The sequence below is a fragment of the Streptomyces sp. NPDC051286 genome (assembly GCF_044455345.1).
Taxonomy (GTDB): Bacteria; Actinomycetota; Actinomycetes; order Streptomycetales; family Streptomycetaceae; genus Streptomyces.
The window spans coordinates 112,826-132,484 of the sequence record NZ_JBITER010000010.1 but is presented as its reverse complement, the minus strand read 5'-3'; the positions used below and the strand labels follow the sequence as shown (position 1 = coordinate 132,484).

At 71.9% G+C, this 19,659-nt stretch carries 18 protein-coding genes; 13 read left to right on the top strand and 5 right to left on the bottom strand.

The annotated features are described in order from the left end of the window. Nucleotides 1–272: 272 nt before the first annotated feature. Nucleotides 273–1,163 (bottom strand): LysR family transcriptional regulator, encoded by an 891-nt coding sequence (locus ACIBB8_RS13235; protein WP_398951433.1) that lies wholly within the window; start codon nucleotides 1,161–1,163, stop codon nucleotides 273–275. A 146-nt stretch (nucleotides 1,164–1,309) separates the two neighbouring features. On the opposite strand from ACIBB8_RS13235, the gene ACIBB8_RS13230 reads away from it, so the two are divergent. Continuing rightward, a complete protein-coding gene (locus tag ACIBB8_RS13230; protein WP_398951431.1) occupies nucleotides 1,310–2,278 on the top strand; it encodes an EamA family transporter in 969 nt (322 codons plus the stop codon). Here the strand turns inward: ACIBB8_RS13230 and ACIBB8_RS13225 are convergent. After that, nucleotides 2,275–2,520 carry a hypothetical protein gene (locus ACIBB8_RS13225; protein ID WP_398951430.1) on the bottom strand — a complete coding sequence of 82 codons (246 nt, stop codon included), beginning with the start codon at nucleotides 2,518–2,520 and terminating at the stop codon, nucleotides 2,275–2,277. The two genes, ACIBB8_RS13230 and ACIBB8_RS13225, sit on opposite strands and share 4 nt — an antisense overlap. Further along, the gene (locus tag ACIBB8_RS13220; RefSeq protein WP_398951428.1) at nucleotides 2,501–3,211 is read right to left on the bottom strand and encodes an NUDIX hydrolase; all 711 of its coding nucleotides are present in this window, start codon (nucleotides 3,209–3,211) and stop codon (nucleotides 2,501–2,503) included. Before ACIBB8_RS13220 ends, ACIBB8_RS13225 begins: the two co-directional genes overlap by 20 nt. Nucleotides 3,212–3,344: 133 nt before the next feature. On the opposite strand from ACIBB8_RS13220, the gene ACIBB8_RS13215 reads away from it, so the two are divergent. From ACIBB8_RS13215 to ACIBB8_RS13180, 8 genes are all read left to right on the top strand, one after another. Then, nucleotides 3,345–4,139 (top strand): TIGR03084 family metal-binding protein, encoded by a 795-nt coding sequence (locus tag ACIBB8_RS13215; RefSeq protein ID WP_398951426.1) that lies wholly within the window; start codon nucleotides 3,345–3,347, stop codon nucleotides 4,137–4,139. Further along, on the top strand, nucleotides 4,136–5,851 hold the full coding sequence (locus ACIBB8_RS13210; protein ID WP_398951424.1) for an acyclic terpene utilization AtuA family protein: 1,716 nt from the start codon (nucleotides 4,136–4,138) through the stop codon (nucleotides 5,849–5,851). Before ACIBB8_RS13215 ends, ACIBB8_RS13210 begins: the two co-directional genes overlap by 4 nt. Continuing rightward, nucleotides 5,848–7,446, top strand: a complete 1,599-nt coding sequence (locus ACIBB8_RS13205; protein ID WP_398951422.1) for an acyl-CoA carboxylase subunit beta — start codon at nucleotides 5,848–5,850, stop codon at nucleotides 7,444–7,446. Before ACIBB8_RS13210 ends, ACIBB8_RS13205 begins: the two co-directional genes overlap by 4 nt. Before the next feature lie 80 nt (nucleotides 7,447–7,526). Beyond that, on the top strand, nucleotides 7,527–9,473 hold the full coding sequence (locus ACIBB8_RS13200; protein ID WP_398951590.1) for an acetyl/propionyl/methylcrotonyl-CoA carboxylase subunit alpha: 1,947 nt from the start codon (nucleotides 7,527–7,529) through the stop codon (nucleotides 9,471–9,473). Then, nucleotides 9,470–10,633, top strand: a complete 1,164-nt coding sequence (locus ACIBB8_RS13195; protein WP_398951420.1) for an acyl-CoA dehydrogenase family protein — start codon at nucleotides 9,470–9,472, stop codon at nucleotides 10,631–10,633. Before ACIBB8_RS13200 ends, ACIBB8_RS13195 begins: the two co-directional genes overlap by 4 nt. 79 nt (nucleotides 10,634–10,712) lie before the next feature. Next, on the top strand, nucleotides 10,713–11,450 hold the full coding sequence (locus tag ACIBB8_RS13190) for an enoyl-CoA hydratase family protein (protein WP_398951418.1): 738 nt from the start codon (nucleotides 10,713–10,715) through the stop codon (nucleotides 11,448–11,450). Then, complete coding sequence (locus ACIBB8_RS13185; protein WP_383070458.1) at nucleotides 11,438–12,031, top strand: TetR/AcrR family transcriptional regulator; 594 nt, start codon at nucleotides 11,438–11,440, stop codon at nucleotides 12,029–12,031. Before ACIBB8_RS13190 ends, ACIBB8_RS13185 begins: the two co-directional genes overlap by 13 nt. A 13-nt stretch (nucleotides 12,032–12,044) precedes the next feature. Further along, nucleotides 12,045–12,629, top strand: coding sequence for a hypothetical protein (locus ACIBB8_RS13180; RefSeq protein WP_398951415.1), 585 nt, complete (start codon nucleotides 12,045–12,047; stop codon nucleotides 12,627–12,629). A gap of 91 nt (nucleotides 12,630–12,720) precedes the next feature. On the opposite strand, the gene ACIBB8_RS13175 is transcribed toward ACIBB8_RS13180, so the two are convergent. Next, the gene (locus tag ACIBB8_RS13175) at nucleotides 12,721–13,830 is read right to left on the bottom strand and encodes a citrate synthase 2 (RefSeq protein ID WP_398951413.1); all 1,110 of its coding nucleotides are present in this window, start codon (nucleotides 13,828–13,830) and stop codon (nucleotides 12,721–12,723) included. A 224-nt stretch (nucleotides 13,831–14,054) separates the two neighbouring features. Between ACIBB8_RS13175 and pdxH the strand changes: the two genes are divergently transcribed. Then, a complete protein-coding gene (gene pdxH / locus ACIBB8_RS13170; protein ID WP_398951588.1) occupies nucleotides 14,055–14,681 on the top strand; it encodes a pyridoxamine 5'-phosphate oxidase in 627 nt (208 codons plus the stop codon). A gap of 366 nt (nucleotides 14,682–15,047) precedes the next feature. Next, complete coding sequence (locus ACIBB8_RS13165; RefSeq protein ID WP_398951411.1) at nucleotides 15,048–16,388, top strand: PAS domain-containing protein; 1,341 nt, start codon at nucleotides 15,048–15,050, stop codon at nucleotides 16,386–16,388. Between the two features lie 68 nt (nucleotides 16,389–16,456). On the opposite strand, the gene ACIBB8_RS13160 is transcribed toward ACIBB8_RS13165, so the two are convergent. Further along, entirely contained in the window at nucleotides 16,457–17,212 is a 756-nt protein-coding gene (locus tag ACIBB8_RS13160; protein ID WP_398951409.1) for an SIS domain-containing protein, read from the bottom strand. Nucleotides 17,213–17,415: 203 nt separating this feature from the next. Between ACIBB8_RS13160 and ACIBB8_RS13155 the strand changes: the two genes are divergently transcribed. After that, nucleotides 17,416–18,108, top strand: a complete 693-nt coding sequence (locus ACIBB8_RS13155; protein WP_398951407.1) for a metal-dependent transcriptional regulator — start codon at nucleotides 17,416–17,418, stop codon at nucleotides 18,106–18,108. Between the two features lie 655 nt (nucleotides 18,109–18,763). Continuing rightward, a complete protein-coding gene (locus ACIBB8_RS13150; RefSeq protein ID WP_398951405.1) occupies nucleotides 18,764–19,657 on the top strand; it encodes an alpha/beta fold hydrolase in 894 nt (297 codons plus the stop codon). The last annotated feature ends 2 nt before the right edge of the window (nucleotides 19,658–19,659 follow it).

Below are 19,659 nucleotides of genomic sequence, written 5' to 3'. Positions count from 1 at the left end.
CGCGGCGGGGGGGGGGGGGGGCCCCGCGGGGGGGGGGGGGGGGGGGGGGGGGGGCCCCCCCCCCCCGGCGGGGGGGGGGGGGGGGGGGAACAGCCATCCCCGCCCCACCTCCGTCATCAGTCCGCCTCGACCACCCGTGCCATCGCCGCCACCAGCCGCTCGTTCTCCGGAGCCGTCCTGCCCGGGAAGGCGTACCGACGGCTTATGTACCCGTACGCCGGCCCACTGACCGGATCGGCGAACACCTGCGCGCCTGCCGCCCAGGCATTCCCTCACCGGGCGGTGTTCTGCCCGATGATCTCGTGGGCCAGCGTGGCGAGTTCGGGCAGCGCCGGGTGGCCGGGGGTGTCCCGCCGGGCGAGGAGCAGTGGGACGGGCGGGGCGTCGACGAGCGGGCGGTAGGCGACCCCCGCGTGCGGATGCATGTCGGCGGTGGAGGCGGCCGACACCCCGGAGCCGCGCCCGGCCGCGATGGCGGTCAGCCAGTCGTCGGTGTTGGCGACGGTGACGGTGGCGGCGGGCCGGGCCCCACGCGGCCACAGGTCGACGGTGGTGGTGCCGGAGACGGTGTTCAGGACGATCGGGCCGCCCGCGAGATCGGCGAGACGGAGCGTGGCGTGCGCGGCGAGCGGCCCGTCCGCGGTCACCGCCGCCACCCGGTCCTCGCTGAGCAGCACCTCGGTGACGAGCCCCGGCGCGTCGACGGGGCCGCGCAGCAGCGCCGCGTCGACCTCGCCGCGGGTGAGCCCGGCGGTGCGGTCGTCGATCCGCAGCAGTTCGAGGGGCGTCTCCGGGTGCCGCTGCTGCCAGCTGCGGAGCAGCGGTGTGGTGTAGGGGCCCAGCGCCGACCAGGCGTGTCCGAGCCGCAGCGGCCAGTGGCGCAGACCGCCGGGGTCGACGGCCTCGTCGAAGGCGGCGACCGCCGCGGCGGCCTTGTCGCGGAAGACGACGCCCTCCGGGGTGAGGGAGAGATGGTGGGTGGAGCGGTCGACGAGCCGGACGCCGAGGTGCTGCTCCAGGGCGGCGAGGGTGCGGGAGACGGCGGGCTGGGTGAGCCGGAGCGCGGCGGCGGCGCGTGTGACGTTGCCCGCTTCGGCGACGGCGAGGAAGGCCCGCAGATGACGCAGCTCGACGGTGCGGCCGGGGCCCTGTCCTGTGCTCATGCGTGTGGAGCATAAGGGGAGCGCAATCGGCATTTCACGCGCCGCGCGGACGTCTCTACGGTGAAGAAACGAGCCGCACCGCAGGAGTGCAGTACCTTCAATCATCAAGTGCAACACAGTGAACTTTTCGAGGATGAAGGCCGCCCGTGAATGACCAGCGCAGTGCCGTGGAGCCGGCCGCAGCAGCCGTCGCCGTACCGGAGGCGGTGTCCGCCCTCGACGGGGCGGGCCCCGCACGACCGGGTGGCCGCAGGGCGGCGCTCGCTCCGGTGGCGCTGGTGGTCGCGGGCGGACTCTCCGTCCAGTTCGGCTCCGCGGTCGCGGCGCTGCTGATGCCGCGGGCGGGCGCGCTCGGCGTGGTCACGCTCCGGCTGGCCGTTGCCGCGGTCGTCCTGCTGATGGTCTGCCGCCCGAAGTGGCGCGGCCACTCACGGGCCGACTGGGGGACGGTGGTCGCGTTCGGCGTCGCGATGGGCGCCATGAACATGCTCTTCTATCAGGCACTCGACCGCATCCCGCTGGGTGCGGCCGTCACCCTGGAGGTGCTCGGCCCGCTCGCGCTCTCGGTCGCCGCCTCCCGTCGGCTGATCAATCTCGTCTGGGCGGGGCTCGCGCTGGGCGGGGTGTTCCTGCTGGGCGGTGGCGGCTTCGACCGCCTGGACCCGGTCGGTGCGGCGTTCGCGCTCGGTGCCGGGGCGATGTGGGCTGCGTACATCGTCTTCAGCGCCCGCACCGGCCGCCGCTTCCCGCAGGCCGACGGGCTGGCCCTGGCGATGACGGTCGCCGCGGTCCTGTCGCTCCCGCTGGGCATCCTGGAGTCGGGCGCGAAGCTCGCGGTCCCGTCGACGCTGGCGATGGGCGCGGCGGTGGCCCTGATGAGCTCGGTGCTGCCGTACACGCTGGAACTGATGGCGCTGCGCCGGCTGCCCGCGGCGACGTTCGCGGTCCTGATGAGCCTGGAGCCGGCCATCGCGGCGACGGCCGGCTTCCTGATCCTCGACCAGGCGCTGACGGCCACCGACGCGCTCGCCATCGCCCTGGTGATCGGGGCGAGCATGGGAGCGGTCCGCAGCCAGGTCAGCGGCGCCCGCCGCGCGAGGCCGGACACCCCTTAGGGATTGTCCGGCTGCGGCGTCGGGTTGACGGTGTCGAAGTACGGTCGGTCAGTCACCGCGTCCAGGAAGAACCGCCCGGCGTAGGCGGACCCCGTGAGATGCCTGTCGTACGCCGCACTGTGCATCCAGCGGGCCTGGCCGGGCAGGAACTCCGCCACCGCGGCCGGTACGTTCCTCGGGACGGATGCGGTGAAGTCGACTACGGGACTCCGCTGCGCACCCTCACCACGCGCAGGCCGCATCCAGGTCCCCCACCGAGTCGGCGAGTTCCGCCGGAGGCGCCGGCCAGCCGAAGGTGTGCCAGTGAGCGATCCGCCAGGACATGCGACGGGGCCACAGCGGCGTGGTGGGCAGCTCGGAGACGGGGACCCAGACCGGGACGCCGCCGTGGTTGTCCAGGGTCTCCGGTGCGCCCACCTCGCCCTCGGCCTCCATCGTGAAGTAGTGGCCCCGGGTGCCGCGCCGCCAGATCCGGGCCACCTCGTGCACGACCGTCCCGTGCAGGCCGGTCTCCTCCCGGAGCTCACGGACCGCCGCCACCTCCGGCGTCTCGCCCGCCTCGACCCCGCCGCCCGGGATCTCGTACCACCTCCGGCCGCCCTCGACGAGGCCGATCAGCAGCATCCGCCGGTCACGGATGACGATTGCGCCGCCGCGGACCCGGGTCGGCGCGGCTGCGGTCGGGTCGTCCAGGGCGGCCGCGCCCTGCGTGAGCGTTCCTTGCGACCAGGCGCGGAGGACCTTTTCCGCCGTGCCGACCGGGCGTATCCGGGCGTGCAGCGCCTCGGTCAGGGACAGGGCGACGGATGGGCCGGCGGCATTCCGGCCGTCGTCCGGGAAGGTGTAGTAGACGCCGCTCTCGTCCCGATACCGCTCCAGGACAAGCCTGTTGTCGTCGAGACGCACGCCCGTGGTGCGAAGTTCGTCAGCCATCGGCGGAGGCTAGCAGCCGAGTCCCGAACCGCCGGTGGAGGCGGACGCATCAATTAATGCAAGCATGCTTGCTTGTTTCCTGCTCCGCTGACATGCTCCTCGGCACACCGCCACGCCCCGAGGGGAGCGCACCGTGTCCGATGCCACAGCCGTGCTCGACGATCTGCGCAACGAGAGCGACGAACTTGACGCGCTTGTAGCGGAGTTGAGCGGCAATCAGTGGGCCCGGCCGACCCCCGCCGCAGGCTGGACCGTCGCCCATCAGATCGCCCATCTGACCTGGACCGACGAGGTCGCCCTGCTCGCCGCCACCGACCCGGACGCCTTCGCGGTGGAGGTGACCAAGGCCCAGGCGGCCCCCGACAGCTTCGTCGATCAGGCTGCCGAGGAGATCGTTGCCGTGCCGCCGGCCGCGCTGCTCGCGCGCTGGCGCGACGGGCGCGAGCGGCTTCAGCAGGCCCTGCGCGCAGCCCCGCCCGGCACCCGCATCCCCTGGTACGGCCCGCCCATGAGCGTCGCGTCCATGGCGACCGCGCGGCTCATGGAGACCTGGGCCCACGGGCAGGACATCGCCGACGCCCTCGGCGCCGTGCGCGCCCCGACCGCCCGGCTGCGGCACGTCGCCCGGATCGGAGTGCGCGCCCGCGACTATGCGTTTCTCGTACGGGGGATCAAGGCACCCGGTGACGATTTCCGGGTCGAACTCACCGCACCTGACGGTGAGGTGATCGCCTACGGACCCGAGGGCGCCGCGCAGCGCGTCACCGGACCGCTGTACGACTTCTGCCTGCTCGTCACCCAGCGCGCCCACCGGCTCGACCTGGCCGTGCGCGCTGTCGGGGCCGACGCCGACCAGTGGCTCGACATCGCGCAGGCCTTCGCCGGGCCGCCCGGCCCCGGCCGCGTACCCAAGGGCGGTGCGCGGTGACCGCCGCGCCGCTGCGGATCGGGAATGCCTCCGGCTTCTACGGCGACCGCTTCGACGGCGTGCGCGAGATGCTCACCGGCGGCCCGCTCGACGTCCTCACCGGCGACTATCTCGCCGAACTGACCATGCTCATCCTCGGGCGGAGCAGAATCAAGGACCCGAACCGCGGGTACGCCGCCACCTTCCTGCGCCAGCTCGAAGAGGGTCTCGGGCTCGCGCACGAGCGCGGGGTGAAGATCGTCGCCAACGCCGGAGGGCTCAACCCGGCCGGACTCGCCGAAGCGGTCCGGGAGTTGGCGGAGAAGGTGGGTGTGCCGGTGCGCGTCGCGCATGTCGAGGGCGACAGCCTGCCCGTCCCCGAAGGGTTCCTCACCGCCAACGCATACCTCGGGGGCGCGGGCATCGCCGCCTGCCTGCGCGCCGGAGCCGATGTCGTCGTCACCGGCCGGGTCACCGACGCCGCCCTCGTCATGGGGCCCGCCGCCGCCCACTTCGGCTGGGAACCCGACGACCACGACGCACTCGCCGGTGCCCTCGTCGCCGGGCATGTGCTGGAGTGCGGCACCCAGGCGACCGGCGGGAACTACTCCTTCTTCCGCGGCCACGACATCCGCCGGCCCGGCTTCCCGCTCGCCGAGATCCACGCCGACGGGACGTCCGTCATCACCAAACATGACGGCACGGGCGGCGTCGTCGACACCGGGACCGTCACCGCCCAGTTGCTGTACGAGACCGCAGGCGCCCGGTACGCCGGACCGGACGTGACCGCCCGGCTCGACACCGTCCGGCTGACCCAGGACGGACCGGACCGCGTACGGATCTCCGGAGTGCGCGGCGAGGCGCCGCCGCCCACGCTCAAGGTCGGGCTCAACCGGCTCGGCGGCTGGCGCAACGAGGTCGTCTTCGTGCTCACCGGACTCGACATCGAGGCCAAGGCGCAGCTGGTGCAGGACCAGTTCACGGAGGCGCTCACCCGGAGCCGTACACAGCCCGACGAGGTGCGGTGGGAGCTGGCCCGAACCGACAGGGCCGACGCCGACACCGAGGAGAGAGCCAGCGCCCTGCTCCGGCTCGTCGTCCGCGACCAGGACCCGGAGGCGGTGGGACGCACCGTCTCCGGGGCCGCGATCGAGCTGGCCCTCGGCAGTTACCCGGGCTTCCACGTCACCGCCCCGCCCGGCAAGGGCGCGCCCTACGGGGTGTTCGAGGCGAGGTACGTACCGGCGGGAGAGGTCGACCACATCGCCGTACTGCCGGACGGGCGGCGGGAGCACATGACAACACCGGGACAGGTGAAGGAGCTTGAGGGCGTGGACCAGCCCGCTCTTCCCGAGCCGCTGCCCACCGGGACCACCCGGCTCGCCCCGCTCGGCCGCATCGCGGGCGCCCGCAGCGGCGACAAGGGCGGGGACGCCAACGTCGGCCTCTGGGTCCGAACCGACGACGCCTGGCGCTGGCTCGCGCATGAACTCACCGTCGAACGGTTCCAGGAACTGCTCCCGGAGACAGCCGGGTTGACCGTCGTGCGGCACGTCCTGCCGAACCTCCGCGCCCTGAACTTCGTCGTCCACGGTCTCCTCGGCGAAGGCGTCGCCGCACAGGCCCGCTTCGATCCGCAGGCCAAGGCGGTGGGGGAGTGGCTGCGGTCCCGGCACCTCCCCATCCCCGTGAACCTGCTCGAATCCACCGACGCACCGGAGGCGCACGCATGACCGTCCTGGCCACCGCGCTCGACACCGCGAGCCCCGAATACGCCGCCAACCGCGCCGCCATGCTCGCCAAGCTCGCCGACCTCGACATCGAGCACGCCAAGGCCCTCGCGGGCGGCGGCGAGAAGTACACCGAGCGGCACCGCAGGCGCGGCAAGCTCCTCGCCCGGGAACGGATCGAGCTGCTCGTCGACCCCGACACCCCGTTCCTGGAACTGTCGCCGCTCGCCGCCTGGGGCAGCGAGTACGCGGTGGGCGCGTCGCTCGTCACCGGCATCGGCGTTGTCGAGGGCGTGGAGTGCCTGATCACCGCCAACGACCCGACCGTACGCGGTGGCGCCTCCAACCCCTGGACCCTGAAGAAGGCCCTGCGCGCCAACGAGATCGCCTTCGCCAACCGGCTGCCCTGCATCAGTCTCGTCGAGTCCGGGGGCGCCGATCTCCCGTCGCAGAAGGAGATCTTCATCCCGGGCGGGGCGCTGTTCCGCGACCTCACCCGGCTGTCGGCGGCCGGCATCCCGACCGTGGCCGTCGTCTTCGGGAACTCGACCGCCGGTGGGGCGTACGTCCCGGGCATGTCCGACCACACCGTCATGATCAAGGAACGGTCCAAGGTCTTCCTCGGCGGGCCGCCGCTGGTGAAGATGGCGACCGGAGAGGAGAGCGACGACGAATCGCTCGGCGGCGCCGAGATGCACGCCCGCACCTCCGGGCTCGCCGACCACTTCGCCGTCGACGAGCAGGACGCGCTGCGCCAGGCCCGCCGGATCGTCGCCCGCCTCAACTGGCGCAAGGCACACGCCGATCCGGGACCGGCCGAACCGCCGAAGTACGACGGGGACGAGCTGATCGGCATCGTGCCCGGCGATCTGAAGGTGCCCTTCGACCCGCGCGAGGTCATCGCCCGACTCGTCGACGGCTCCGACTTCGACGCGTTCAAACCGCTGTACGGGACCAGCCTGGTGACCGGCTGGGCCACGCTTCACGGCTATCCCGTCGGCATCCTCGCCAATGCGCAAGGCGTGCTGTTCAGCGAGGAGTCGCAGAAGGCCGCCCAGTTCATCCAGCTCGCCAACCAGCGAGACACCCCCCTGCTCTTCCTGCACAACACCACCGGCTACATGGTCGGCAGGGAGTACGAGCAGGGCGGCATCATCAAACACGGCGCGATGATGATCAACGCGGTGTCGAACTCCAAGGTCCCGCATCTGTCCGTGCTGATGGGCGCCTCGTACGGGGCCGGGCACTACGGCATGTGCGGACGGGCCTACGACCCGCGCTTCCTCTTCGCCTGGCCGAGCAGCAAGTCCGCCGTGATGGGGCCGCAGCAGCTGGCCGGGGTGCTGTCCATCGTCGCCCGCGCCTCCGCGGCGGCGAAGGGCCGTCCCTACGACGACGAGGCCGACGCCGGGCTGCGCGCCATGGTGGAGCAGCAGATCGAGTCCGAGTCGCTGCCCATGTTCCTGTCCGGGCGGCTGTACGACGACGGGGTCATCGACCCGCGCGACACCAGGACCGTCCTCGGGATGTGCCTGTCCGCGATCCACACCGCCCCCGTCGAAGGCGCCCGCGGCGGCTTCGGCATCTTCCGGATGTGAGGCCCGGGATGACCAGGACGACTCAGACGGCCGGGACGGTTCGTACGGCCGAGACCGCCCAGACGGCCGGGGGGCCGAAAATGATCTCCACGCTGCTCGTTGCCAACCGGGGCGAGATCGCCTGCCGGATCTTCCGCACGTGCCGTGCGCTGGGTATCGCCACCGTCGCCGTGTACTCCGACGCGGACGCCGGCGCGCTCCATGTACGGGAGGCGGACACCGCCGTACGGCTGCCCGGCGCCGCCCCGTCCGACACCTATCTGCGGGGTGACCTCGTCGTGCGCGCCGCGCTCGCGGCGGGCGCCGACGCGGTCCACCCCGGGTACGGCTTCCTCTCCGAGAACGCCGGATTCGCCCGTGCCGTGCAGGACGCCGGTCTCGTCTGGGTGGGTCCGCCGGTCAAGGCCATCGAGCTGATGGCGTCCAAGACCCGCGCCAAGGAGCTGATGGCCGCCGCCGGGGTGCCGCTGCTCGCGCCCGTCGACCCGGAACGGGTCGCCGCCGACGACCTGCCGCTGCTGCTGAAGGCGGCGGCGGGCGGCGGCGGGCGCGGGATGCGGATCGTACGTGAACTCGCCACCCTGCCCGTCGAGCTGACGGCGGCCTCCGCCGAGGCCGCTGCCGCCTTCGGGGACGGCGAGGTCTTCGCGGAGCCGTACGTGGAGCGCGGCCGGCACGTCGAGGTCCAGGTCATGGCCGACGAGCACGGCGGGGTCTGGGCGCTCGGCACCCGGGACTGCTCGCTCCAGCGACGCCACCAGAAGGTCGTCGAGGAGGCTCCCGCACCCGGTCTCGACGACGCGCTGCGGACCCGGCTGCACGATGCCGCCGTAGCCGCAGCCCGCGCCGTCGGCTACCGGGGCGCGGGTACCGTCGAGTTCCTCCTCACGGCTGACGGACGGCCGTACTTCCTGGAGATGAACACCCGCCTCCAGGTCGAACACCCCGTCACCGAAGCCGTCTTCGGGCTCGACCTCGTCGCCCTGCAACTGCGCATCGCGGAAGGCGAGCCGCTGCCCGCCACCGCACCCCCGGAGCCGCACGGCCACGCCGTCGAGGCCCGGCTCTACGCCGAGGACCCCGCCCGCGACTGGCAGCCGCAGACCGGAGCACTGCACACACTGGAAATGCCGGACGAACCCGGACTGCGCCTGGACACCGGATACACCGGCGGCGACACCATCGGCGTGCACTACGACCCGATGCTCGCCAAGGTCATCGCCCACGCCCCCACCCGGGGCGAAGCCGTACGACTCCTCGCCCGCGCCCTGGAACGCGCCCGCATCCACGGGCCGGTCACCAACCGCGACCTGCTCGTACGGTCCCTGCGCCACCCCGACTTCCACGCCGCCCGCCTCGACACCGGCTTCTACGACCGCCACCTGGACGCCCTCACCCCCGCCCCGGACGAAGCGGACCACCGCACCGCCGCCCTGGCCGCCGCCCTCGCCGACGCCGCCACCCGGCACCACGGCCCCGGCCCCGCCCGCTTCGGCGCCTGGCGCAACATCTCCTCGCAACCCCAGGTCAAGCGCTACCGCGCCGAACCCGACGGCACCGAACACCAGGCCGCCTACCGCACCACACGCACCGGCCCCGTCCCCGAAACCGGAGAACGGGTCATCGCCGCCCGCCCCGACCATGTCACCCTCGAAGTCGGCTCCGTCACCCGCCACTTCGCCGTCACCGTCCACCGGGACAAGGCGTACGTGGACACCGCGACCGGCTCGTACACCTTCACCGCCCTGCCCCGCTTCGCCGACCCCACCGACCGGACCGAACCCGGCTCCCTGCTCGCCCCCATGCCCGGCACCGTCGTGCGCATCGCGGACGGGCTCGGGGCCGGGGCGACGGTCGAAGCCGGGCAGCCACTGATCTGGCTGGAGGCGATGAAGATGGAACACCGCATCCTCGCCCCCGCCTCCGGCACCCTCACCGCACTGCACGCCGCACCCGGCCTCCAAGTGGAGGTGGGCGCCCTGCTCGCCGTCGTCACCGAACCCGCAGACCCTGAGGAGAACGCATGAGCACCGTCCTCGAAACCGAAGAGCACCAGGCCCTGCGCGCAGCCGTCGCCGCCCTCGGAAAGCGCTACGGGCGGGATTACATGACCTCCGTCGTACGCGAGGGAGCCCACCCGCGCGAACTGTGGACCGAAGCCGCCAAACTCGGCTACCTCGGCGTGAACCTCCCCGAGGAGTACGGCGGCGGAGGAGGCGGAATGGCTGAACTCTCCATTGTCCTGGAGGAGTTGGGGGCAGCCGGCAGTCCGCTGCTCATGATGGTCGTCTCCCCGGCCATCTGCGGCACCGTCATTGCCCGCTTCGGCACCGAAACCCAGAAGCGGGAGTGGCTCCCCGGCCTCGCCGACGGCAGCCTCACCATGGCCTTCGGCATCACCGAACCCGACGCGGGCTCCAACTCCCACCGCATCACCACCACCGCCCGCAAGGACGGCGAGGACTGGCTGCTCACCGGGCGCAAGGTCTTCGTCTCCGGCGTGGACATCGCCGACGCCACTCTCGTCGTCGGCCGCACCGAGGACGCCAGGTCCGGCAGGCTCAAGCCCTGCCTCTTCATCGTCCCGCGCGACACACCCGGTTTCCGGCGCTCGCAGATCGACATGGAACTCCAGGCCCCGGAGAAGCAGTTCGAGCTGGTCCTCGACGACGTACGGCTGCCCGCCGGCGCCCTCGTCGGAGAGGGAGAGGATGCCGGGCTGCTCCAGCTCTTCGCCGGGCTCAACCCCGAACGCATCATGACCGCCGCATTCGGCATCGGCATGGGCCGCTACGCACTCGCCCGCGCCGTCGAGTACGCGAAGACCCGCCAGGTGTGGAAGGAACCCATCGGCTCCCACCAGGCCATCGCCCACCCCCTCGCCCAGGCCCACATCGAACTGGAACTGGCCCGGCTGATGATGCAGAAAGCCGCCCGGCTGTACGACGACGGCGACGACATCGGTGCCGGCGAGGCCGCCAACATCGCGAAGTACGCGGCCGGCGAGGCCTGCGTCAAAGCCGTCGACCAGGCCGTGCACACCCTCGGCGGCAACGGCCTCACCCGCGAATACGGCCTCGCGTCCCTGATCGCGGCGGCACGCGTCGCCCGGATCGCACCCGTCAGCCGGGAAATGATCCTGAACTACGTGTCCCACCAGTCCCTGGGTCTCCCCAAGTCGTACTGACGCAGGACATTCCGCCCCGCCCTGCCGCAGCCGCCGGTTGAAAGCCGTTCGAGAAGACCCGCGAGAAGGAGACCGCCGCATGACGCCGCTCGCCGATCCCACCCACGACCGGGGCATCACCACCCTCACCCTCGACTCACCGGCCAACCGCAACGCACTCTCCGCGCAGCTGGTCGGCGAGCTCTCCACGGCCCTGGACGCGTGCGCGGCCGACGACACCGTACGGGCGGTCGTCCTCACCCACACCGGCAACACGTTCTGCGCGGGTGCCGACCTGACCGCACCGCCCGACCCGGCGGCCTTCGTCGCCCTGATGCGGCAGATCGTCGCACTGCCCAAGCCCGTCGTCGCCCGGGTCACGGGGCACGTCCGGGCCGGCGGACTCGGCCTCCTCGCGGCCTGCGACATCTCGGCCGCCGGACCCGCCTCCACCTTCGCCCTCACCGAGTCCCGGCTCGGCCTCGCTCCCGCCGTCATCTCCATGCCGCTGCTGCCCCGCACCGACCCGCGCGCCGCCGCCCGCTACTACCTCACCGGCGAGCGCTTCGACGCGGCCGAAGCGGCCCGCATCGGCCTGGTCACGATCGCCGCCGCGGACGTGGACAAGGCACTCGTACCCGTACTCGACGGACTGCGCAGGGCCTCACCACAGGGGCTGGCAGCATCGAAGGAGCTGGTCACAGCTACTGTGCTGATGAGTTTCGACCAGTATGCCGAAGACCTCATCGCCCGCTCGGCAGCACTCTTCGCCTCCGCCGAGGCACGGGAAGGGATGACGGCCTTCCTCGAACGACGGGACCCCGCATGGGTGTTGTGACGCCCTCCACCGACAGGACCCCCAAGCAGGACCGCAGCCGCGCCACCCGCCGGCGACTGCTCGAAGCCGCGGTCGCCTGCCTCGCCGAACACGGCTGGGCAGGCTCCACCGTCTCCGTCGTCGCCGAACGCGCAGGCGTCTCGCGCGGCGCCGCCCAGCACCACTTCCCGACCCGCGAGGACCTGTTCACCGCAGCCGTCGAATACGTCGCCGAGGAACGCTCCGCCGCCCTGCGCGCCCTGCCCGTCCAGGGCCGCACGGCCGTCGTCGCCGCCCTCGTCGACCTCTACACGGGCCCGCTCTTCCGCGCCGCACTCCAGCTCTGGGTCGCCGCGTCCAACGAGGAACAACTCCGCCCCCGCGTCACCGAACTCGAAGCCCGCGTCGGCCGCGAGACCCACCGCATCGCCGTCGAGCTCCTCACCGCCGACGAAACCAGGCCCGGCGTACGCGAAACCGTCCAGGGCCTCCTCGACATGGCCCGCGGTCTCGGGCTGGCCAACGTGCTGACCGATGACACCGCCCGGCGTCAGAGGGTCGTGGCACAGTGGGCGGCGCTGCTGGACGACGCACTCGACTGACCTTGGGGGACCTGTGGGTGACTACTTCCAGACGATCGTCGACCGCGACGCCACCGAGCAGGACGCCGTACAGCTCGGCGCCGGGCTCCTCGACTGGCTGATCGCCGACGGAATCGTCAGCGCCGAGCGCACCGACTGCGTCCTCGACGCAGACGGCTACGGCAACGCACCTGGTCCGAACTACGCCAGGGCCGTCGACGACCCGGAACCGGTCGAGCTATGGACCAACGGCCTCCACGTCGCGACCGGACGCACCGTCTTCGACAGTGGCCAGGGCGACGCGGGAGCCGCCACCTGCCCGCTCTGCGCCACCGAGATCCGCCTCGTCGACGACACCTGGTGCCCCGTCGACAGCGCCTGGGCCCCGTTCGCGGGCCGCCTCGGCGCCTGGGCGAACGGCGGCGAAGGCATCGTGGAGTGTCCCTCCTGCGGCCGGCCCTCCGGCATCGACCGCTGGAGCTGGGAGGACGACTACTACGCCTGCGGGCAGCTCGGCCTCACCTTCTGGAACTGGGCGGAGCTGACCTACGGCTTCGAACAGGAGGTGCGGCGCCGCCTCGGCGGACACCGCACCGTCACTCTCCGCGGCAAGCTCTAGAGATATCGGCACGCAGGCCGGGCAGAAACTTCGCGGACCCGTCCGGGGCCGTGCTTCCGGATCACGCCGGGCCTGCGCTGAACCGGGACCGTCAGTTCCCCAGACCCGTGATCTGCTCGTACCCCTCGATCTCCCGCGGGTCGCGCGGCCCGGGACCGACATACCTCGCCGACGGCCGCACCAGCCGCCCCGTCCGCTTCTGCTCCAGGATGTGCGCCGACCATCCCGCCGTACGCGCGCACGTGAACATCGACGTGAACATGTGCGCCGGAACCTCGGCGAAGTCCAGCATGATCGCCGCCCAGAACTCCACATTCGTCGCCAGCACCCGGTCCGGGCGCCGCGCGTGCAGCTCCTCCAGCGCGGCCTTCTCCAGCGCCTGGGCCACCTCGAACCGCGGCGCGCCCAGCTCCTTCGCCGTACGCCGCAGCACGCGCGCCCGCGGGTCCTCGGCCCGGTAGACCCGGTGCCCGAAGCCCATCAGCCGCTCACCCTTGTCCAGGGCCTTCCTCACATACGCGGTGGCGTCACCGGTCCGCTCGATCTCCTCGATCATGCCGAGGACCCGGGACGGGGCGCCGCCGTGCAGCGGACCCGACATCGCGCCCACCGCACCGGACAGCGCGGCCGCCACATCGGCGCCGGTCGACGCGATGACCCGGGCGGTGAACGTGGACGCGTTCATGCCGTGCTCGGCGGCCGACGTCCAGTACGCGTCGACGGCCTTGACGTGCTTCGGGTCCGGCTCGCCGCGCCAGCGGATCATGAACCGCTCGACCACGGACTGCGCCTTGTCGATCTCGCTCTGCGGAACCATCGGCAGCCCCTGCCCGCGCGCCGACTGGGCGACGTAGGACAGTGCCATCACGGCGGCGCGCGCCAGATCGTTGCGGGCGGTCTCCTCGTCGATGTCGAGGAGCGGCTTCAGCCCCCAGACCGGCGCCAGCATGGCCAGCGCGGACTGCACATCGACCCGGATGTCACCCGAGTGGACCGGGATCGGGAACGGCTCGGCGGGCGGCAGCCCGGGGTTGAACGCCCCGTCGACCAGCAGACCCCACACGTTCCCGAACGACACATGACCGACGAGATCCTCGATGTCGACCCCGCGGTAGCGGAGCGATCCGCCTTCCTTGTCGGGTTCGGCGATCTCCGTCTCGAACGCGATGACTCCTTCGAGTCCGGGTACGAAGTCGGACATCATGCGGCTCCCTCGATCGACGGGCTGTATGGAGGCCACAGTGGCCTGCCCCAAGATATTGGCGGGTTCCCACGATGCGGGGAAGCGTGACATCCGGCACAGCCACCCACTTCAGCCATGCGCGATTGACACCCCTCCATACCGGGCAGACTCGGCCCCTGCGGCAGGATGGCCCCGTGCCCACCGCAGATTCCCCTTCCGATTCCACCACCGATCCGGCCGCGATGCGCGAGCAGTACCGCTCCGAGGGCTTCACCGAGGACACGCTCGACGCCGACCCCATACAGCAGTTCGCCCACTGGTTCCGGCAGATCGCCGCAGGTGGGATGGTCTACGAACCGAACGCCATGGTGGTCTCCACGGCCACCCCCGACGGCCGCCCCTCCTCCCGGACGGTGCTGCTGAAGAAGTACGACGACCGCGGTTTCGTCTTCTTCACCAACTACGCCTCCCGCAAGGGCCGCGAGCTGGCCGCCAACCCGTACGTCTCCCTGCTCTTCCCCTGGCATCCGCTGGCCCGCCAGGTCATCATCACCGGCACTGCGGCCCGTGTCGCCCGCGAGGAGACGGTCGCCTACTTCCGCACCCGCCCGCACGGCTCCCAGCTGGGCGCCTGGGCGAGCGAGCAGTCGACGGTCATCGGCTCGCGCCAGGAACTCATCGACCGGTACGAGGAGCTGGCGGCCCGCTACCCGGAGGGCGAACACATCCCCGCACCCCCCGAGTGGGGCGGCATCCGTGTCGTGCCGGAGACGATCGAGTTCTGGCAGGGCCACGAGAACCGTCTCCACGACCGGCTGCGGTACGTACGCGAGGGCGAGGGCTGGCGAGTGGAACGCCTCAGCCCCTGACCGGCCCCGGACACGCAGAAACCCGCGGGCTCTGGTCCCTCCTTGCGGAGGAGCCGGCCGGATCTACCGGCGAGCCCGCGGGTCGGTGACTGCTTGGGTTTCGGCAGACAGCCTGCCGAGGTGCACGAAGTGCGACGACGGGCTGTCAGCCCGCAGCCACCTCACGAATCCGATAAGACTGCACTTTTCGGATCACCTCCTTTCAACGTGTAAGGCACAGCCTAGGAACCTCTCCGGGACCGCACAACCCATTTATCGAGAGCCCTCGGAGCACCGATTTCTCAGAAGTCGATGTGTGCTGAGTCACGTTCGAGTTCAATGATCTGACGTGTGGCAACGGCGGACACGTCCGGCAGGGGGTCCGGGATGAGCGCTTCCAGGAGCAGTGGGATCACCGACGCCCTCGGGCCCGATCCCATCCCCGGGTCGGAGCTGCTCGCGGCGCTGCTCGACGGCATGGACGCGGCGCTCTGCGCGTTCGACGCGGGCGGTGCGATCACCCACTGGAACCGTGAGGCCGAGCGGATTCTCGGCTGGACCGCCGAGGAAGCGGTGGGGCGGCCCGGGTTCGCGGGGTGGGCGGTGCGCCATGCGGACGCGGGTGAGGTGCACGGGCGGCTGATGTCGGCCATGGACGCGCCGGGCCGCCAGGTCCACGAGTTCGCACTGCTGCGCAAGGACGGCGGCCGGGTGCTCGTACGGACCCAGTCGGCCGGGGTGCGGGGCGCGGACGGGAAGCCGGCCGGGGTCTACTGCGCGTTCGGCGAGGTGCACGCCCAGATCGACCTGGAGCGGTCGATCGCCCTCAGCGAGGCGCTGTTCGAGGACGCCTCCTCGGGCGTGGTCCTCGTCGACGTGGACCTGCGGCCGACGGTCGTCAACGCCTATGCGGCGCGGGCGCTCGGCGGCGGCCGTACGACGATGCTGGGACGCCCGCTCGGAGAGCTGCTCGTGCAGGGTGTCGAGGACCTGGAGGGTGCGCTCCAGCACGTCCTGGCCGAGGGGTCGCCGCCCGCGCCCGCCGACCTGTGGGTGACGTTGCGGACGGCGCAGGGGGACCGGCGGCGCTGCTGGCGCAGCGGGTTCCTGCAGCTGGCGTCGCCGCTCGCGGAGGACCCGGTTCCGTTGGGGGTCGGCTGGCTGTTCCAGGACGTGACGGCGGAGCGGCTGGCGGCGCAGGAGGCGGACCGGGTGCGGTTCCGGTCGAACCAGCTGTACCGGGCGTGCCGGTCGGCGGCCGAGTGCGAGGACCCGATGGAGGCGGCGACCTCCTACCTGGACTACGCACTGGCAGGCTTCGCCGACCATGCGCTGATCGACCTGGTGGCGGGGGTACGGCTGGTCCGGGCGGCGGCGACACCGACCGACGCCCCCGGCCCGTGCCGGCCCGTGGCGGGAGGCGGCATTCCGCTCCGCTACGCCCCGGGCCACCCGGCGCTCGAGGCGGTGGACCGCACGGGCTCGGTCCGCGCGAGCGCCGGCGCGGCTCCGGGGGCCTGGGCGGCGGACTGTCAGTGGCCGGGCGACTCGGTCCATGCCCTGTGCGCGGTGCTGCGGAGCCGGGGCCGGACGCTGGGCGTGGTGACGTTCCTCCGGGCGGCGAACCGCAGTCCTTTCGAACGTCAGGACGCGACGTATGCGGAGAGCGTGGCGGCCCGGGTGGCAACCGCAGTGGACCTGTCCCGGGCACTGCCCGCAACCCCGTAGGGCCACCGATCCGGCCCGTCCGGCGTTCGAGGACGGAACGGGCCATCCGGGGAAGCGTAGTTCCTGCCTCAGTGCCGGTAGAAGATCCGATCCGCGTACTGCGCCATCACGCGTCCGTTCCACTCGTGCCCGCCATCGACGTTCCCCGACCGCAGCAGCGGCGGCTCGATTCCCCGCTCGGCCAGTCGCTCCGCGGCCGTCGCCATCATGGCCTGCATCACCGCACTGGTGACCACCGTCGAGGCGGGCGCGAACGGCGCCTCGACGCCCTCCGCCGTCAGCTCCGCGTCGCCGATCGCGATCTTGCTGTCGACGACGATGTCGCAGTGGTCCCGCAGGAACCCGCCCGAGACGTGCCGCGACCGGGTCCCGTCCGCGTAGGCGACCGATGTGACACCGATGACCTTCAGGCCGAGTGCCCGCGCGCCCGCCGCCATTTCGACGGGCAACGCGTTGCGCCCGGAGAGCGAGATGATCACCAGCAGGTCGCCGGCGCTCGCCGGGCCGGAGTCGAGTACGGCGCCGGCCAGCCCCTCGACGCGTTCCAGCGCCGAGCCGAGCGTCGCCGGCATGACATCGACGCCGAGTGTGCCGGGCACGGCGAGCAGGTTCATCAGGGCCAGTCCACCGGCCCGGTAGACGACGTCCTGGGCGGCGAGGGACGAGTGGCCGGCGCCGAACGCGAAGAGCCGGCCGCCCGCCTCGACGGTGTCCGCGATCGCGGCCCCGGCTGCCGCGATCGTGTCGGCCTCCTCGTCACGTACACGCTCCAGCAGGCCGATCGCTGCATCGAAGAACTGACCGGCCAGCTTGCTGTCGCTCATCGAGGAGGCCCTTTCCACAGGGGGTGGGGTGTCCGTGCCGCGGATCACGTTGCGGTCTGGACCAGTGACCTGTCAATACCGTCCGGTTCGCACACGGGAGGTCCAGGGTTCGGTCGGCACGGCACGGTTGTCAGCGGTATGCGTCAGAATTGTCTGAGGGCCAGCGCACGACGTTTTTCCTGTCACAGCATCGAGGGGCACGAATGTCCGGACTGATCGACACAACGGAGATGTATCTCCGCACCATCCTCGAACTCGAAGAGGAAGGCGTCGTTCCCATGCGCGCCCGGATCGCGGAACGGCTGGACCAGAGCGGTCCGACGGTCAGCCAGACGGTGGCGCGGATGGAGCGCGACGGTCTGGTGCAGGTTGCGGGCGACCGGCATCTGGAGCTGACGGAGGAGGGCCGTCGGCTGGCGACCCGGGTGATGCGCAAGCACCGTCTCGCCGAGTGCCTGCTCGTCGACGTGATCGGCCTGGAGTGGGAGCAGGTGCACGCCGAGGCCTGCCGCTGGGAGCACGTGATGAGCGAGGCAGTGGAGCGGCGGGTGCTGGAGTTGCTGCGGCACCCGACGGAGTCTCCGTACGGGAATCCGATCCCGGGCCTGGAGGAGCTGGGCGAGAAGGCCGAGCCCGACCCGTTCCTGAACGCCGACATGGTGAGCCTGTCGGAGCTCGACCCGGGAGCCGATGGCAAGACCGTGGTGGTGCGCCGGATCGGTGAGCCGATCCAGACGGACGCTCAGCTGATGTATACGTTGCGGCGGGCGGGCGTGCAGCCCGGTTCCGTGGTCAGCGTGACGCAGTCGCCGGGCGGGGTGCTGGTCGGCAGCAGCGGTGAGGCGGCGGAGCTGGACTCCGAGATCGCCTCGCACGTGTTCGTAGCCAAGCGCTGACCGAAGGCGGCCGGGAGGACCGCACGTGGACCGTACGCCGACCCGCACGCGGGACGCCGAAGCCGTAACGTCCGGTTTCCGATTTTCCGTCCCGAATGGCAGCGGCCGGGCGCCTCGCGTGCGAGGCTGTGGCTGAGCCATACCTGAGAGTGCCGGCCGCCTGGCCATGCGGGCGGGGAGGGAGCAGCGGATGCGCCCGTCGTACTGGCATGTGCAGCAGAGGGCGGCTGCCACGATCACGAGCACCAGGACCGCCCCGCCCGTCAGTCCTGCCCAGAGGGGCAGGACTGCCCTCAAGGCCGCGGCCCCGCATGCCGTGGCGCCGGCGCCGTATGCCCCGGCGCACGCTGCCCCGCGCGCCCCCCGGACATGGGAGGGCCCCGGCGCCATGCGGCGCCGGGGCCTCTCCTCCCCTGTTCCGACCTGGAGCCCCGAGCTCTCAAGGTCGGTCCCCACGGACCCTCATCCCCGAGTGGTCCGCCTCCCGGAGAAGATCTCCCCTCAGTGGCCGATGTCAATCCTTGGCGGGTGTCACTCGAACGAGGGGTGTTGCACGCCGAACACCGATTTTCGAATACAGGTTCGATAGTCTGGCGTGACACGACCACACGGCGATCGAGCGGTTGTCGAGGACCAGTAGGGGGTGCCAGGACACATGGTGCGGCGCATCGATGTAACCGGATCCGACGGCGTACGCCTCGCGGCCTGGGAGTTCGCAGATCCGCCCAAGGAGCGCACGGAGGGCGAACGCGCCCCCGCGGTCTTACTGCTTCACGGACTGATGGGCCGGGCCTCTCACTGGGCCTCCACCACCCGCTGGCTCGCCGAGCGGCACCGGGCGGTCGGGCTCGACCAGCGGGGGCACGGCCGCAGCGAGAAGCCCGCCGAGGGCCCGTACACCCGTGAGGCGTACGTCGCCGATGCCGAGGCGGCGATCGAGCAGCTCGGCCTGGCCCCCGTCACCGTCGTCGGCCATTCGATGGGCGCCCTCACCGCCTGGCAGCTCGCCGCGAAGCGCCCCGATCTGGTCCGGGCCCTGGTCATCTGCGACATGCGGGCCTCCGCGCTCGGCGCGGCCTCGCAGCGGGAGTGGGAGGACTGGTTCACGTCCTGGCCGGTGCCGTTCGCGACACTCTCCGACGTGCGGAAGTGGTTCGGCGAGGACGACCCCTGGGTGGAGCGGCCGAACCCGGCCCGCGGTGACTTCTTCGCCGAGGTGATGGCCGAGCGCGCCGACGGCTGGCGCCCCGTCTTCTCCCGCCGCCAGATGCTCCGGTCCCGCGCGACATGGGTGTACGACGCGCACTGGGAGGAGCTGGCGCAGGTCCGGTGCCCGGCGCTGGTGCTTCGCGGGCTGGACGGCGAGCTGGGCCGGGCGGAGGCCCAGGAGATGGTCCGCGTACTGCCGCGCGGACAGTACGCGGAGGTGGCGGACGCCGGCCATCTCGTCCACTACGACCAGCCGGACGGCTGGCGCGCCGCGGTCGAGCCGTTCCTGGAGGAGTTCGCCGAGGACCCGCGGAACGACCGCGAGCCCGTCTCCCCGTGACG

Coding starts and splice junctions, on each gene's coding strand:
- ACIBB8_RS13175 (WP_398951413.1), bottom strand. CDS start 13,830: ATGTCCGACTTCGTACCCGGACTCGAAGGAGTCATCGCGTTCGAGACG.
- ACIBB8_RS13155 (WP_398951407.1), top strand. CDS start 17,416: ATGTCCGGACTGATCGACACAACGGAGATGTATCTCCGCACCATCCTC.
- ACIBB8_RS13225 (WP_398951430.1), bottom strand. CDS start 2,520: ATGCGGCCTGCGCGTGGTGAGGGTGCGCAGCGGAGTCCCGTAGTCGAC.
- ACIBB8_RS13150 (WP_398951405.1), top strand. CDS start 18,764: ATGGTGCGGCGCATCGATGTAACCGGATCCGACGGCGTACGCCTCGCG.
- ACIBB8_RS13185 (WP_383070458.1), top strand. CDS start 11,438: ATGGGTGTTGTGACGCCCTCCACCGACAGGACCCCCAAGCAGGACCGC.
- ACIBB8_RS13235 (WP_398951433.1), bottom strand. CDS start 1,163: ATGAGCACAGGACAGGGCCCCGGCCGCACCGTCGAGCTGCGTCATCTG.
- ACIBB8_RS13190 (WP_398951418.1), top strand. CDS start 10,713: ATGACGCCGCTCGCCGATCCCACCCACGACCGGGGCATCACCACCCTC.
- ACIBB8_RS13220 (WP_398951428.1), bottom strand. CDS start 3,211: ATGGCTGACGAACTTCGCACCACGGGCGTGCGTCTCGACGACAACAGG.
- pdxH (WP_398951588.1), top strand. CDS start 14,055: ATGCGCGAGCAGTACCGCTCCGAGGGCTTCACCGAGGACACGCTCGAC.
- ACIBB8_RS13160 (WP_398951409.1), bottom strand. CDS start 17,212: ATGAGCGACAGCAAGCTGGCCGGTCAGTTCTTCGATGCAGCGATCGGC.
- ACIBB8_RS13195 (WP_398951420.1), top strand. CDS start 9,470: ATGAGCACCGTCCTCGAAACCGAAGAGCACCAGGCCCTGCGCGCAGCC.
- ACIBB8_RS13205 (WP_398951422.1), top strand. CDS start 5,848: ATGACCGTCCTGGCCACCGCGCTCGACACCGCGAGCCCCGAATACGCC.
- ACIBB8_RS13165 (WP_398951411.1), top strand. CDS start 15,048: ATGAGCGCTTCCAGGAGCAGTGGGATCACCGACGCCCTCGGGCCCGAT.
- ACIBB8_RS13200 (WP_398951590.1), top strand. CDS start 7,527: ATGATCTCCACGCTGCTCGTTGCCAACCGGGGCGAGATCGCCTGCCGG.